This is a genomic window from Desulfobulbus oligotrophicus, assembly GCF_016446285.1.
Taxonomy (GTDB): domain Bacteria; phylum Desulfobacterota; class Desulfobulbia; order Desulfobulbales; family Desulfobulbaceae; genus Desulfobulbus; species Desulfobulbus oligotrophicus.
In genome coordinates this window covers 1315618-1329694 of the sequence record NZ_CP054140.1, presented here as the reverse complement: position 1 = coordinate 1329694, position 14077 = coordinate 1315618, and the positions used below count along the sequence as shown (strand labels likewise).

Here is a 14077-nt window from a genome sequence, read left to right as displayed (position 1 = left end):
CAGCAAACAGAGTTATCCGCCCAGCCAAAAAACCAGTCGTATTCACCCGCATCTGATGCACAGCCTATCACAACAACAGAGAAACAACCTATGAGAGAGACAGTACGCCTGAAAAATACCGGACTGCGGGGAGTGACAGTAGCTGACTCTGCCATCAGTTTCATCGACGGTGAAAAAGGAATCCTTATCTATCGCGGCTACCGTATCGAAGATTTAGTCGCGTACTCCACATTTATGGAGACCTCATACCTGCTGCTCTTCGGCACATTGCCGACACCAGAGCAACTCGACTCGTTTACGCAGCAGGTCAAAGCGATGCGCACGCTTCCCGGCCATGTGATTGACTCCATGCGGCTGTGGCCGAAGAATGCCCGTCCCATGGATATCTTACAGGCCAGTGTTCCTCTTCTGTCCATGACAAAAGACCGGGAAGAGGGTGATGAGCCTGACCGCCGAATCTGTCTGGAATGCTCCATCGGCCTGATTGCCCGGCTCCCAAGTCTCGTTGCTGTCTGGCACCGGATCCGCACCGGGCAGCCGATACTTGAGCCTGATCCCAATTTAGACCATGCTGCCAACTTTCTCTGGATGCTCCAGGGGAAAAAACCAGATACCGCCACGGCCGGAGATCTCGATATCTGCCTGATCCTGCATGCTGACCATACCTTTAACGCCTCGACCTTTGCCGCCCGTGAAGTGGTCTCCACACGCGCCAGTCTCTACGCCGGGGTATCGGCAGCCCTGGGCGCACTGTCGGGAAATCTGCACGGAGGTGCCAATACCAAGGTAATGGAGATGCTGATCAAACTGGAGAATGAGCCGGATATTGAACAGTGGGTGGCCGGTCAGTTACGCCGGGGTGATCGGCTTATGGGTATGGGGCATGCCATCTACAAGACCGGTGACCCGCGGGTGGCGTTTCTCAAAACAATGGGAAAACGCCTGGAAAAACAGACGGTCACCAAATGGGCGGCAATCTCGGAAAGAATTGAAAAGGCGGCACTGGCTCTTTTTGCAGAACAGGGGAAAACCACCATCCTGCCAAACGTCGACTTTGCCTCTGCGCCGGTCTACCATCTCATGGGTATTCCAACCGATCTCATGACGCCTGTTTTTGCCATCTCCCGGGTGGCCGGGTGGTGTGCGCATATTATTGAAGAACAGTTCGCCGATGCACAGGGGAAGCCGGCCCTCTATCGGCCACAGGCACAGTATGTGGGTGAATACTGCGGACCAATGGGATGCGAGTACGTACCGATGAAGACGAGATAGGAAAAAATTCTTCTTTGCGCAGGACCTGTTGATCAGGCTTACCAGGCAGAGGCGGTCAGATCGATCTTTTTCTCAGCGATCAGGCGCAGGCAGGCATCCACGCTCTCCGCATGATACAGTACGCCCCTTCCGGAACGAATCTCCTCTATGGCTGTCTCCAGACCCAGCGAAGGCCGATAGGGCCGATGTGAACTCATGGCTTCCACCACATCGGCCACTGTCAGGATCTTTGCCTCGAGCAGGATATCTCTGTCTGTCAGTCCCCGGGGATACCCTGAGCCGTCGAGGTGTTCGTGGTGCTGATAGACGATCTCCGCAACCGGCCATGGAAAGGGGATGTTTTTCAGAATTTCATACCCCACTTCACTGTGGCACTTGATAATCGCCCGTTCCTGAGTGGAAAGACGGGCAGGCTTGGCCAGATACTCGGAAGGCAGACTGATCTTTCCGATATCATGGAGCAAAGCCGCAAAGTGCAACCCCTCGATTCGCTCTTCCGACAATCCGATCTCCCGGGCGATACTGCAGGCTATATAATCGACCCGGGCCTGATGACCGGCGGTATAGGGATCTCGTTTTTCTGCGGCAAGGGCCAGAGATTTCACGGTCTCTTCCAGGCTGACACGTAGATCGTCCCGACTCTTCCTTAAAGCTTCCAGGGCATTTTTGCGTTCAGAAATATCACGGGCAACGCCACGGTACCCTGTCAGCTCACCGCTGTCGTTGAAAACCGGTACCCCGTTTTTTTCAATGACAATCACCCGGCCGTCCCTGGCCTGACAAACTGTTTCAAACCCGCTGAAGGACTTACGGGATTCCATCAGTTTTTTAAAAATACGGCTGGTGCGTTCCACCTCCTGAATGGAGACAAGATCAACCAGATGCTTACCAATGAGTTCTTCCGGCAGAAAACCCAGAAGGTCGTTAACCTTGGGGCTGCAGTAGGTATACTCACCCTCGACGTTCGTCTCCCATATCCAGTCGCTGGTGGTTTCAACCAGTGCCCGGAACCGCTCACCGCTCTCTTCCAGTGCCACCAACAGACGTTCCCGTTCCTCCCAGATGATCCTGCGCACCCGATCGGCCAGGATAGAGTGACGGATGATATAGAGGGCAAGAAAAGAAACCAGCAGGAGGATGGCGGTGGCAACAGCGTTCAGCTGTTTTGCGATCAGACCGATTTCAACGTTGACATCATCAATGTACATGCCGGTACCGATCACCCATCCCCAGGGTTTAAAGCCCCGGACATAGGAGAGTTTCGGCACGATTTTCTCAGGATCATCCTGCCACTGAAACATGTACTCAACGTAGCCGGCACCTTGCGTTTGCACCACCTTGACAAATTCCTCAAGCAGGTTCTTGCCTATGGGAAAACGCACATCAGGAACTATCTCCCCCTGCAGTTCCGGGCGATAGGGATGAACCACGATGAGGCCGTTCATGTCATTAACCCAGAAGTAGTCCTTATTCGTCGGCCCGTATCGCAAGGTCTCAATAATACCTAAAACGGCTTTCTGCGCCTGTTCATGACTCAGTGTTCCCTCTCGGGCCAGCTTCTCATAAAAGGCCACTGTATCCCAGACAATGGTGTTCAACTCCCGCAGCATCTCCCGTTTTTTATCGAGAAGACTATTTTTGAGAGTAGGCAGAATAATGATAAAGGTGGCGGTCACAAAAAGGACGATGGTGAGAAGCGCCGGCAGGGCTATCCTTATGGAAATGGCTTGGGCAGATTTCGGTTTTTTTTCCTTTTCCATGAACGATACCGGCGTATTCGGCAAGCAGGACCTCCTGCTATTAAAAAAAACCGCACACCAAAGGCAGGATCTGGTGGGATCGGTTTGCCCTGGAAGACTTTCATTTGAAAACCTCTCAACCTGCACCATAACGACTGCTCAGAAGATGAGCAAGGTTTCTTCCGGCACCTGCAGGCCGCATGCCGATTTTTATCAAACAATAAACGAGCAACAGGTTCCCGGACAGCTGGACAGATCTGATGAAACCCGCCAAATTATCAGACACCTCTGTACATGACAGGGAGAAAGATACCTGTTTATATCCTGAGTCCGCTTTCACAACGGCCAGGCAGACAGCCTGACATTATTGCTGCGACTGTATTTTCCGGGTACACTCCGAACACGACTCTCACATCAGCGAACGCTGCCGGATGGACGGGACACTCTTCTGATGCAGGATGCCGTACTGTATACAGACAATCGTTCCCCACAACCAGCAGTGCAGACAAACAGATACAAGGCAATGAACGCCTGTGTTCCGGCAGACCCGACTGTCAGCCTGCTCCAGTCGACCGTCGGATCGGCTCGTCAAAACAACAGCACATCCGCCCGGAGGCATAAAAATGGAAACACCACCGGTACCCACCAGTTCCCCAAAGACAAAGGGGCTTTCCACAGGCAAAGTGGCAGCAATTGTTGGTGCGGCTATGCTGCTCACCATGGCGGCAACTCTCCTTATCATCAAGAGTTGGCTCTTTCCCGGTCCCTTTAAACCTGTAACCTTAAATAAAAGTGAAGAACAGCGTTTAGAGCATAAACTTGACCGACTGGGATGGACAATGGACCGGGAACAGCGACTGCCGGGCGGGAGGGTAAAAGATCAGCCAGCCACCGAAGATCTGCAGCCGGAACCGTACAGTGAGGAGGGAGCTTCTCGACAGATTCAGCTGACCGAACGGGAGATCAACAGTATGATCGCACAGAACACCGATTTGGCCAGTCGAATGGTGGTGGATTTTTCTGACAATCTGGTCAGCGTCAAATTGCTGATCCCGATCGATCAGGATTTTCCGGTTATGGGCGGAAAAACTCTCAAGGTGCGGGCCGGTGCTGAACTTGCCTTTCGCAATGAACGACCGATAGTCATCCTCAGGGGCATCTCAGTGATGGGAGTGCCCGTGCCAAATGCCTGGCTTGGCGGCTTAAAGAATATCGATCTTGTCCAGGAGTTCGGGACTGACCCCGGTTTTTGGAAAGGGTTTGCCGATGGTATTGCCGCCATAGAGGTTCGTGAAGGGAACCTGCACATTGTGCTTAAAGAATAGCCCCTGATCCTGCTCTTTCCAGCCGCCGGTCGGCAACATCAGAAAATGAGAGGTCTCCGTGTACGTGCAGGCCTCTTCAACACTCCTTTGCAGTCGCAACCTGCCGAGTATCATCACCTTCTCTTACCGGTTTTTTTTGCAACCTTTGATTTGGGTTTGCGTGATGCTTTCTTTTTTACAGGGCCTGGTCTGCCTGCGGGGGTAAAACGGTCTTCAGGTTCCTCCTGATGAAACTCTGCAAACCAGGAGATATAGGCGTGCACATCAACAGGCATCCGGGATGTCACCCAGGCCTGCAGGGATGCCAGGGCCTGTTCCCTGGTTTTCCGACCGGCTTCCTCAATGTTTTCCCACGAGATAAAGCCCTTATGGATAATGCCGGCTTCGTGGGCCTGCCGCAGGATGTCCATTGAATCGCCCGGGTGCAGATCACAAAGGGTAGCTGCCATATTTGCCCAGTAATACGAGTCTCGGGCAGCCTCCTCACCGGTGAACAGGCCGTGAAAAAAGTGAACCACCTCGTCACGACAGGCCGGCTGGAATGCAACACAGTAGGAAAGGGCCTCCATTGCTGCACAACGCACATACTGATCAACCTCCCGATTGGCCACCAGCTCCTTAATCGCCTCCATGGAATCACCGCTTGTACGATAAAGCATGGTCGGCAACGTTTCAGTGGTCATGTCGCCCCAGATATCAACTAACTGCTCTTCTGGTATGGAAAAAGCGCGGATCAACGCCAGGTGTGCATCCGGTTCACCAAAATGGGAAAGCAGGGATGCGGCGTACGTATGCGCATTACGTTGCTCCAGCGAGTAGAGCAGAGGATTGTTCGCCACACTCTCAATGACGGTAATCAGGTGCGGGGTCAACTCTTGCTGATGCGCCAGGGCGGCTTCCACCTCAGTGCGCAGATAGGTATCACTCAACTGGTCAAAAGCAAAGAGTGTGGCCTTGATATCAAAATCACTCATGGATGAACCTCGAAGGGGTCAGGGAGGAAAATACGGGCTGCGTCACTGTAAAGACTTTTAATACCGACGTCAATGGAATGCTCAGAAACGGAGCGATGCAGCAGTTACGGAAGGTATGCAGCAATACATGGTCATGGCTGGACAGACGGACAAACCGGGTCAGCAGGTCCTGTCCACCAGGGTCTGGTATCAGCCCTGTGGCCATACAGTCAAAAAGACTGCCGACCATGAGACAACAAGGAGCCATCAGTATATATAGTTGATATCGTTACAAAAAGATAATACCAGACCGCACGACACCCTGCCGGTTCAAGAGGTAGTGGCAGTCTGGTTCAGGACAGATGGACAGCGGCTAGAAGGGAATAAACAGGGTATGTCTCATCAGGAAAAAAGTTCCGGGGTGGTGATGAGAAAATGCTGCACCTTTTCCAGGTCCGGTTGCTTGAGGCCAACAACCTGGGCATCCGGTATCATCAGCAGATCGTGATCAGGTTCGTGTTTCAGACCAATGCCCATCTGGTGACAGATACGATTGGCAAGACGCACCAGCAGAAGAACGTACTGGTCGCTTGAAACATTCTCCAGATGATGATCACGGGAAATAACGGCCATGGATTCCGGCATATGGATATGCTTTAATAAAAGATATCCCTGTTCCGCATGTAAACTGTCCATGGCCTCTACAAGCAGATTTGTGGAAATATCCAGGCCCCGCATTCGCTTTTTTCTTTCAGCAACAACCTTGAGAATGAGCAGCTTACCGATATCGTGCATCAATCCTGCTGTAAAGGCTTCATGTTGCAGAACGCCGAAATCAAGGCAGTTGGAAAGCATACCGGCGGCAAAGGCACAGCCCATTGAATGCTGCCAGAGCTTTTTCATTAAACCATCGAGCTGACGGTCACCGGATCTGAAGTTTCTTTTACTGATACCTGCCAAAACAATGCGGGTAATTTCGGTCAGTCCTAAACGAGTCAGTGCCGAGCGAACCGAGGTGGTGACAACCAACCCGCGATACAGGGGAGAGTTGGCCACTTTCAGCAGATTACCGGACAGAGCCTGGTCACCGGTGATCAGCTTTTCAATGGTGCGCAGGTTAGGATCTTTTTTAACTAATTCCAGCTGAATCCGCAGAGAAACAGGATCAAAAACCGGCAAGGAAAACCGTTCTGATTCGACGTACTGTTTGAGTTGCTTAAGAAAAGCGCTTTGTTCTGCCATGGACTGTTTGTTGCACTGTAAAAGGTATGAACCATAAATAACTGGAACGGTATCCAACAACTGCTTAACTTGAGACAGCTGAGGGCCATTGATCCGGCAGGGCCCGTCTATGCATGGAGTCCGATTTCTGCTGCTGATACAGACTCCCCGCCTTCCGGAACCTTGTCATACTGTCCGGATTACCAGACGCGATCCCAATGACAACATCACCTGTAAGAGATGATAGCAGTCTTCAGGGATCACAACAAAACATTACAACCATTGTTCTCTTTAAGTGCCAAAAAAGGGTCTGTTATGACCACCACGGAAAGAACAGATAGCACTGACCAAGCAGTCATCTGTGCCTGACCCGCCAAACCCTCTCATACCTCCTGCCACCCCCCTTTTTCAGCCGAGCGGAGACAGGCCTCGCAGATCTGTACCGCTTTCACCCCCTCTTCACCCGGGATGGGGTTCAAACGCTGTCCATTCAAAAATGCACTCCAATCCTTCAACAAAGGAACAATGGTGTTCACCGGATCGTCAATTGCAATCTCTTGTCGTTTGTGATCATGCGTCTGCTCAACAATGTTATGCACCTGATCTCCGGATACAGACCCCTTATCACCGACAAACTCAAATCTGCCGGATCGTGCCGGCCCGATCTTCGAACAGTCCACCGTCCCTACAACCCCGTTCTCCATCTCCACCAGAGCTGCCAGATGGTCTTCCAGCCGCCGACTCTGCACACAACGGATTCTGGCCATGACCCGTACGACCTCCAGGCCGGTTATTAAACGCAGCGCATCAAACACATGCACTGCTGAATGAAAGGTCACGCCTGCCCCGGCCTGGGCAGGATCATCCAGCCAGGGGAGAGTAGCCGGCTCGAGTCGTTGATCAGCGGTAAAGCTGTGTAAGGTGCCGATGGATGGCAGCTCGTTGCGCAACGTCTGTATCACGCGGTTGTAGCGAAGGGTTTGCCCGATGGTTAAGCCGACGCCCTGCCGGGTAAAACAGGTGTGGATCGACAGTGCCTGGGCACTCGACACGGCCATTGGCTTTTCAAGTAACAACGGTTTAGCAGCCATAGCACAGGCTTTGGCCACAGTCTCATTGATGGCCGGTGGAAGTGTTGCAATGATACAGTCCACCTCCGGATCGTCGACAAGATCCTGCCACTTTTTGTGCCACCGGCATCCCCACTGGGAAGCCTGTTCTTTACCTGTCTCAGATCGACGACTGATGGCAACCAGCTCCAGATCATCAATATCCGTCAAAATATGCCGGGCATAGCGGCTGCCGTGCTTCCCGGTTCCGATTATGCCGACCTGCCAACAGGCCTTTTGCGCCGTCATTCTCTCTCCTGTTGTTCAGACGCTCTGAAGGATGCTTTATCTCTGCCCGAAAACAATTACTTTCCCGGATCAGGGCCGGATCCGATTCTTTTAATCAGATCACATCAAATACCCCTGCTGCCGGTCTGACCGCTCACAGCACAGATCAGCGAACAACCCGACGAAGAAGAGAAGACGAGAACCATCGCCCATGGTCATGTCTTCTGTTCACATTCACACAGGTGTCGCCAATTTTCCGGGAGCTGATCCTCATCAAGACCCAAGGCAATGGCAAAGGTCAGCAGAGCATCAGGCGTACAGTTCACAACTATGCAATCATTTACAGCAGGTTGCTCTGCGCCGGCGATGTGCAAATACTGCACAAGGGTTTGAGCTGCGACGGCGCGAAACTCCTCGCTGGAACACTTGATGTTGTCACAAAAGCGAACGAACCGGTACCAGTTGTGATGAGCACGCCTGATGCCTCGAAAAAGCGGCAGCTTCCTGTTGCCCGCATCAAGATCACGGAGAATGATCTCCTGATACCGTTCAAGAACCGCCGTCTCCAGAGCCCGCCGCTCCGATGGCAACAGCTGCAGTCCGGGGCCGTCGCTATCCTCGCAGAGATAGTGAAGCCCGGAATGCAGCGCCACCTCCGGAATTTCACCGGAATGGCGAATAATAAGCAGCTCTTCCTCCAGCACGGCCTGACGGTCATCGGCGTTCATGACATCTCCTGATCATCATTATTCTGCCTGTCCAAAAGAAAGAGTTCACGAACAGTTTTGATCCGTTCAGGTAAATTGCTGCGATGACTTTCACTTTTCAGAAAATGCAGGGGCGGATACAGAACTTTACCGGTAATAGCTCCGATCATCTTTTCCAGACTCTGCTGTGTCGATGCATCCATATCCTCCATGCGGCCCATGGTTTTCTCGACTTCATAACGAATATGCTGTTCAATTGTTGAACGCAACTGGACGATGGTTGGAGTCGACTCAATATTGGTCAGCCATTTGTCGAATTTCAACTTTTCTTCGGCGATGATCCGCTGCGCCTTGATCGCCTCCTTGTCGCGTTCGGTTTTATTCATCTCCACCACATGCATCAGGTCATCAACATCATAAAGGTACACGTTATCGAGCGTGTTGATGGCAGGATCAAGGTCACGGGGCACAGCGATATCAATAAAAAAAAGGGGTCGATTACGCCGTTCGCGCATGACCGAGCGGACATCCGCCTTCGTCAGAATCAGATCCGGCGACCCCGTCGAACTGATGATAATATCGACATGCAGCAGTTGACAAACGAGCTCCTCCAGCGAAACAGCCCGACCATTGTAGCACCGTGCCAGATTAACAGCCCGCTGCAGGGTGCGGTTGGCAACAACAACCTCCTCAACCCCCTGCCCCACAAGGTGTTCAGCAGCCAGCTCAGCCATCTCTCCTGCACCGACCAGCATGACTTTTTTACCGGCAAGCTCACCAAAAATTTTTCTGGCCAGCTCAACTGCTGCATAGCTGATAGAAACAGCATGAGCACCGATCCGGGTTTCAGTACGCACTCGTTTGGCAACAGAAAATGATTTATGGAGAAGTTTGTTCAGCACAAAACCCGTGGTTTTCATCCTGGCGGCATGCCGGTAGGCCTCCTTCAGCTGCCCAAGGATCTGCGCTTCACCGACAATCATTGAGTCAAGACTGGCTGCCACCAGAAACAGGTGTTCCACTGCCTCTATGTTCTCATATCGATAAACGTACCTGGCAAGCTCATCACCGGTGATGGATGAACCGAACAGGGTTGCCATGACCAGTTGCTGCGCCTGCTCAACATGCTGACAGGTGAATAACACCTCCACCCGGTTACAGGTGGAAAGAAGATAATATTCCCTGATAAGGTTCAACTGCCCCAAGGCTCGCAGAGGTTCTTCGTAACCTGCTGACAGGGCTAACTTTTCCCGAACAGCTAACGGCGTCTTCTTGTGGTTGACGCCGAGCAGAACGATAGCGTCACGCGACATAGGTATGAATTCCTTCGAGGAGAAAAGAAATACCCCACAGGGTAAACAGCACTGACAAGAAGGCGATAATGCTGAGAATGGCAACCCTTCGTCCCCGCCAACCCACGGTAAATCGCTGGTGTATCGTTGCGGCGTACAAAAACCATGTCACCAGAGACCAGGTTTCCTTCGGATCCCAATGCCAATAAGCACCCCAGGCCTGCTTGGCCCATAACGATCCGGTTATCAAACCGAGGGTATAGAGGGGAAAACCGATACTCAAACAGTGGTGGTTGAGCTTATCAAGGGATTCGAGTGATGGCAATCGGGAGTAAAATAGTCCGAAACGCTTTTGCTTAAGCTCACGTTCCTGCAAGAGGTACATAATTCCACCGATACAGGCAATGGCAAGAAACCCATCTGCAAACAGAGTGACCGAAGCATGGATCGGCAGCCACCACGACTGCATCATCGGTGGAAGGGATATGACCGTACGTGAAGAGAAAGCAGCGACAAGCATCAATGCCAGAACAAGTGTGCTGATGAAGACCCCCAGATTCTTCACTGTATATCGCCAACGAAACGAGAGATAACAGCAGGCTACAGACCAAGAAAAAAAAGTGATGGTCTCGTGGTGGCTGACAATGGGGGTATGGCCGGTTTCAACAGCACGGGCGATAATATTTGCCGTGTGCAGCAAAAATGCCACAATAAAAATAAGTCTGCTGATACGGCGTATGTGGGTTTTTCGGGTAAGAAAAAAGACAATATAAGCGGCAGTGGAACATATATAGACGGCAACACTGCCTTGAAAGAGCAGAAAGCTCATGAAATCACCTTATTCAAGACTTCCCGAACCATACCGGGCGACCAGCCGAGTATGGTTTCAACATGCTGTTGCACCTCATCCCATCGTTGTTGCTGCAACCACTGAACTATATCGTCACAGAGAATTTTTTCAAACAGAAGCTTCACCTCTCCGCTTTCCCGTCCCTCTGCCAACAACTGTACACGGATCAGACCGGCAAGAACTGTCAGCACACCGTACACCTCACCGAATTCCTGTTCAAGCCGCCGCCGAACCATAGCCGCCACAGCCGGGCTTGCACCGTTTGTCGCAACGCCGAGAGTAAGCTCTCCCCGCCGAACGACAGCCGGTACCTGAAAATCACATGCCTCCGGTGTATCGGCAACATTGATTAATAAGCCGGCCATCCGCGCATCGCGGCACACCGCCTGCTGCACATGGGAATTGTTCGTGGCGGCAAAGACCAGCAGAGCTCCATCAAGATCCGGCTGACTATAGTCTTTTTGCAGCCATTCAATGGTATGATGCTCAGCAAGAGTCGCGAGTCCCGGCGTTACAACCGGACTGACCACACGAACCAGACCATCGGCATTTAAAATGCCGCCGACTTTACGCTCTGCAACCAAACCGCCCCCAACCACCACACAGAGTCGGCCGGATATGTTCAAACATAATGGGTACACGTTCTGTTTAACAGTTTTTCTCTAGAAAAAAACCACCTCTTGGAAAGGGAGGCTCTGCAAATGGTACGGAGGTCTCAGTGTCGGGGTTGTAATCGGGTGAGAAGGACCTTGGTATCCCCCTCCAAGCTTTTCAACCGGCGCTGAGAAGCGGCAATATGATATTCTTTTTCAGCCATTTTCAAGAATGGCTGCAGGCTGCGTCGTTTAACATCATGGGCTAAATAAATAACACCATCAGGCTTGAGCGCTGTACGCAAAACATTCAGCAGCGGTTCAAAAAAACTCTCATGGAAGAGTACTTCGGCACCGATAACCACATCATACCTTTCCATTTTCGGCGGATTATGCCAGTCCATCAGGAGAAAATCGACATTCTTCAGTTTACTCGCAGCCGCACTGATACGCTCAACATCGAGGACAAGGGTCTCTTTATCACTTAAAGTAACCAGAAAACCTGCCGCAGCGGCAGTCAACCCCGGCGCACCTAATCCAGCTCCAAGCTCAAGCACTGTCTTCCGGCCTGTTCCGTCAAGGCCGGCGACAAACTCCGACAGGACAATCGCCGCCTCCCACAGCTTGACCCAGACAGGAAAGGTGGACACCTCTTTCAGAGGATCCTTGCCGCCCAAGACCTGTTCCAAGTTTGTCATCTTCAGTAAATGCAGTGTATAGTCTCGCACCTGAAGTGGCTCAAAAGCAACTGTATACTTATCTTTGACAGCCGCAAGCAGTGACTGTTCATGTTTCGGCAAGGTGTTCGGATCCATAGTGATTCTTTTCTTCCTGGGCAATAAAAATAACTTTGTCATGGGCTTGTCGCAGTGCAGAGTCCACCAGACCGAAGACACAGGTAACGATCCTGCCCCAATGCAAAGGACTTATCTTTGTAATATACTCGTGTGATGACAGCTGACAACAGAATAAAAAAAAGAGCGGGCCGATACACATCGACCCGCTCTTTTACTCGTCAACAATAAATCAGATGCTCAGCAACCCTCAAGTGCTTTTCTAACCTTAAGCGTTACCTTGTCACCAGCTTTTGCATCAACCTTGTCGCAGGTAACAGTCATTTTGTTTCCATCTACACTGTCAACAGTACATTTTGCGGCAAAAACCGCACCAGCGCTCAACACAAAAGCTGCAACTGCCAGAGCTACTCCTACTTTTTTCATGCTGTTCTCCTCCAAAAATAATGGGGTCTCGGTTTAGCCTCTCTCCTGATTTCAGAAGTGAAGTCTAAATAAAACACCACAGATTGTCAACATCAATCCTTGCCTGGCGCCACGCAAAGGGAATTTGAAACAGTCTCCCGCCTTGACAAAGTTCTCCATGATGCCTTCTGCACACCTTTTATCAGGTATCCGTTTTTACCACCCGAAAAAGCAGAGTGGCCGGGATGCATACAGTCACAACACTGCGCTGCTCCCAGCTAAAACTTTCTATCCGGATCTTACAAACCCTGACGGCAACGGTACAACAGTTGCAATCCGTCATCGGGTAAAAGAACAATGACTTTGCAGTGTTGATCCTGAACAGGCGGCTTTTCTGCCGCATACTGGTTACCTGACCAACAGAGACATCACCACTCCTTTCTGCTCAAAACTCAGACAACCTTGAAAAAGATTGCAAGATCACCTCATTTTGAGTAGATAGAGTCCGGTCAATACTTTCGTTTATCGTCCTGCTGCCAACAGATTCCCAAAAGCTATTTACCCATCATGCTGCGTATTCCTTCCCATTTTCTTTTCCCTTATCTTGTCCTGATCGCAACTGTTTTTCTCCTGTCGCCCCACTCTTTTGCCAATGTTATAGATCGTAGCATCGCCATTGTGAATGAAGACACAATCACGCTATCTGAAATCAATGAAACAGGAAGAGAAGTTTTCAAAAAACTGGCTGCCGAAACCCCGCAAGACCAGTTACCCGCTGTTTTAGAGCAGGCCCGGCGCACTGTTCTCGATAAGCTTATCAATAAAAAACTGGTGGTGCAGGAGGCTAAAAAACTCAATATACAGGTCAGTGATCAGGAAATTGACACGACACTGCAGGGAATTTTAGCCAACAATCAGATGACCATGGAGCAGATGCGACAGGATATGCGCGCCATGGGCATGACTGAAAAACAGTATCGGGAAGAATTGCGCGAACAGATTTTAAGCTCAAAACTGATCGGCCACGAAGTTCGTACCAAAGTTGTTATTCCTGAAAGCGACATTCTTCATTTTTACCAAAATCATTTTACCACCACTGTTGCCGGCAAAGAGTACCATATTCTGCAGATTGGTACGACCTGGGGTACAGCACAGGGTGATGAGGCTGCACCTACGCGAACAGAGGCTTCTGACAAAATAAAAAAAGTACATACACTCGCCCGGGATGGCGAAGACTTCGGGGAATTAGCACGCAGCTATTCCGACATGCCTTCAGCGTCTGATGGTGGTGATATAGGCACGTTCCAGTCTGATGAGATGGCTGCAGCCATGCGTGATGCGGTACAAAATTTAAATGCCGGCGAAATCAGCGCAGTTGTTGAGATTGATAACAGCTTTCAATTTTTCAAGCTTCAGTCGAGTCAGGAAGGCACAACCATGACCCACGAGTCTTATGAGACAGTCAAAGATCAGATTCGAGAAAAACTGTATCAACAGGCAATGGAGCAACGCTATAACGACTGGATGACGTCAATACGGCAAAAAGCCTATATCAAAATTCTCTGATTATTTCATAACCACTCGCCTGC

The 14077-nt window shown here is 51.0% G+C and carries 13 protein-coding genes; 3 read left to right on the top strand and 10 right to left on the bottom strand.

Features of this window, described 5'->3' with window-relative positions; all coding sequences use genetic code 11:
* Positions 1–90 precede the first annotated feature (90 nt).
* Positions 91–1272, top strand: a complete 1182-nt coding sequence (locus HP555_RS05930) for a citrate/2-methylcitrate synthase (protein WP_199264257.1) — start codon at positions 91–93, stop codon at positions 1270–1272.
* A gap of 38 nt (positions 1273–1310) precedes the next feature.
* Here the strand turns inward: HP555_RS05930 and HP555_RS05925 are convergent, their stop codons facing one another.
* Entirely contained in the window at positions 1311–3056 is a 1746-nt protein-coding gene (locus tag HP555_RS05925) for an HD domain-containing phosphohydrolase (RefSeq protein WP_233249264.1), read from the bottom strand.
* 578 nt (positions 3057–3634) lie between these two features.
* Here HP555_RS05925 and HP555_RS05920 point away from each other — a divergent pair.
* Positions 3635–4336 (top strand): arginine N-succinyltransferase, encoded by a 702-nt coding sequence (locus HP555_RS05920; RefSeq protein ID WP_199264256.1) that lies wholly within the window; start codon positions 3635–3637, stop codon positions 4334–4336.
* Between the two features lie 113 nt (positions 4337–4449).
* Here the strand turns inward: HP555_RS05920 and HP555_RS05915 are convergent, their stop codons facing one another.
* The 9 genes from HP555_RS05915 to HP555_RS05875 form a co-directional block, all read right to left on the bottom strand.
* Positions 4450–5310 carry a DUF1186 domain-containing protein gene (locus HP555_RS05915; protein WP_199264255.1) on the bottom strand — a complete coding sequence of 287 codons (861 nt, stop codon included), beginning with the start codon at positions 5308–5310 and terminating at the stop codon, positions 4450–4452.
* A gap of 381 nt (positions 5311–5691) precedes the next feature.
* Positions 5692–6531 carry an HDOD domain-containing protein gene (locus HP555_RS05910; RefSeq protein WP_199264254.1) on the bottom strand — a complete coding sequence of 280 codons (840 nt, stop codon included), beginning with the start codon at positions 6529–6531 and terminating at the stop codon, positions 5692–5694.
* Positions 6532–6893: 362 nt separating this feature from the next.
* Positions 6894–7868, bottom strand: coding sequence for a Gfo/Idh/MocA family protein (locus tag HP555_RS05905; protein WP_199264253.1), 975 nt, complete (start codon positions 7866–7868; stop codon positions 6894–6896).
* A gap of 194 nt (positions 7869–8062) precedes the next feature.
* Complete coding sequence (locus HP555_RS05900) at positions 8063–8575, bottom strand: hypothetical protein (RefSeq protein WP_199264252.1); 513 nt, start codon at positions 8573–8575, stop codon at positions 8063–8065.
* Complete coding sequence (hemA, locus tag HP555_RS05895) at positions 8572–9867, bottom strand: glutamyl-tRNA reductase (protein ID WP_199264251.1); 1296 nt, start codon at positions 9865–9867, stop codon at positions 8572–8574. Before hemA ends, HP555_RS05900 begins: the two co-directional genes overlap by 4 nt.
* Positions 9857–10675, bottom strand: coding sequence for a c-type cytochrome biogenesis protein CcsB (gene ccsB, locus HP555_RS05890; protein ID WP_199264250.1), 819 nt, complete (start codon positions 10673–10675; stop codon positions 9857–9859). The genes hemA and ccsB overlap by 11 nt, the downstream gene beginning before the upstream one ends.
* Positions 10672–11322 carry a precorrin-2 dehydrogenase/sirohydrochlorin ferrochelatase family protein gene (locus HP555_RS05885; protein ID WP_199264249.1) on the bottom strand — a complete coding sequence of 217 codons (651 nt, stop codon included), beginning with the start codon at positions 11320–11322 and terminating at the stop codon, positions 10672–10674. Before HP555_RS05885 ends, ccsB begins: the two co-directional genes overlap by 4 nt.
* Before the next feature lie 89 nt (positions 11323–11411).
* Positions 11412–12104, bottom strand: a complete 693-nt coding sequence (locus HP555_RS05880; RefSeq protein WP_199264248.1) for a class I SAM-dependent methyltransferase — start codon at positions 12102–12104, stop codon at positions 11412–11414.
* 219 nt (positions 12105–12323) lie between these two features.
* Entirely contained in the window at positions 12324–12509 is a 186-nt protein-coding gene (locus HP555_RS05875; RefSeq protein ID WP_199264247.1) for a hypothetical protein, read from the bottom strand.
* A 546-nt stretch (positions 12510–13055) separates the two neighbouring features.
* On the opposite strand from HP555_RS05875, the gene HP555_RS05870 reads away from it, so the two are divergent.
* A complete protein-coding gene (locus tag HP555_RS05870; RefSeq protein ID WP_199264246.1) occupies positions 13056–14054 on the top strand; it encodes a peptidylprolyl isomerase in 999 nt (332 codons plus the stop codon).
* Positions 14055–14077: the final 23 nt, after the last annotated feature.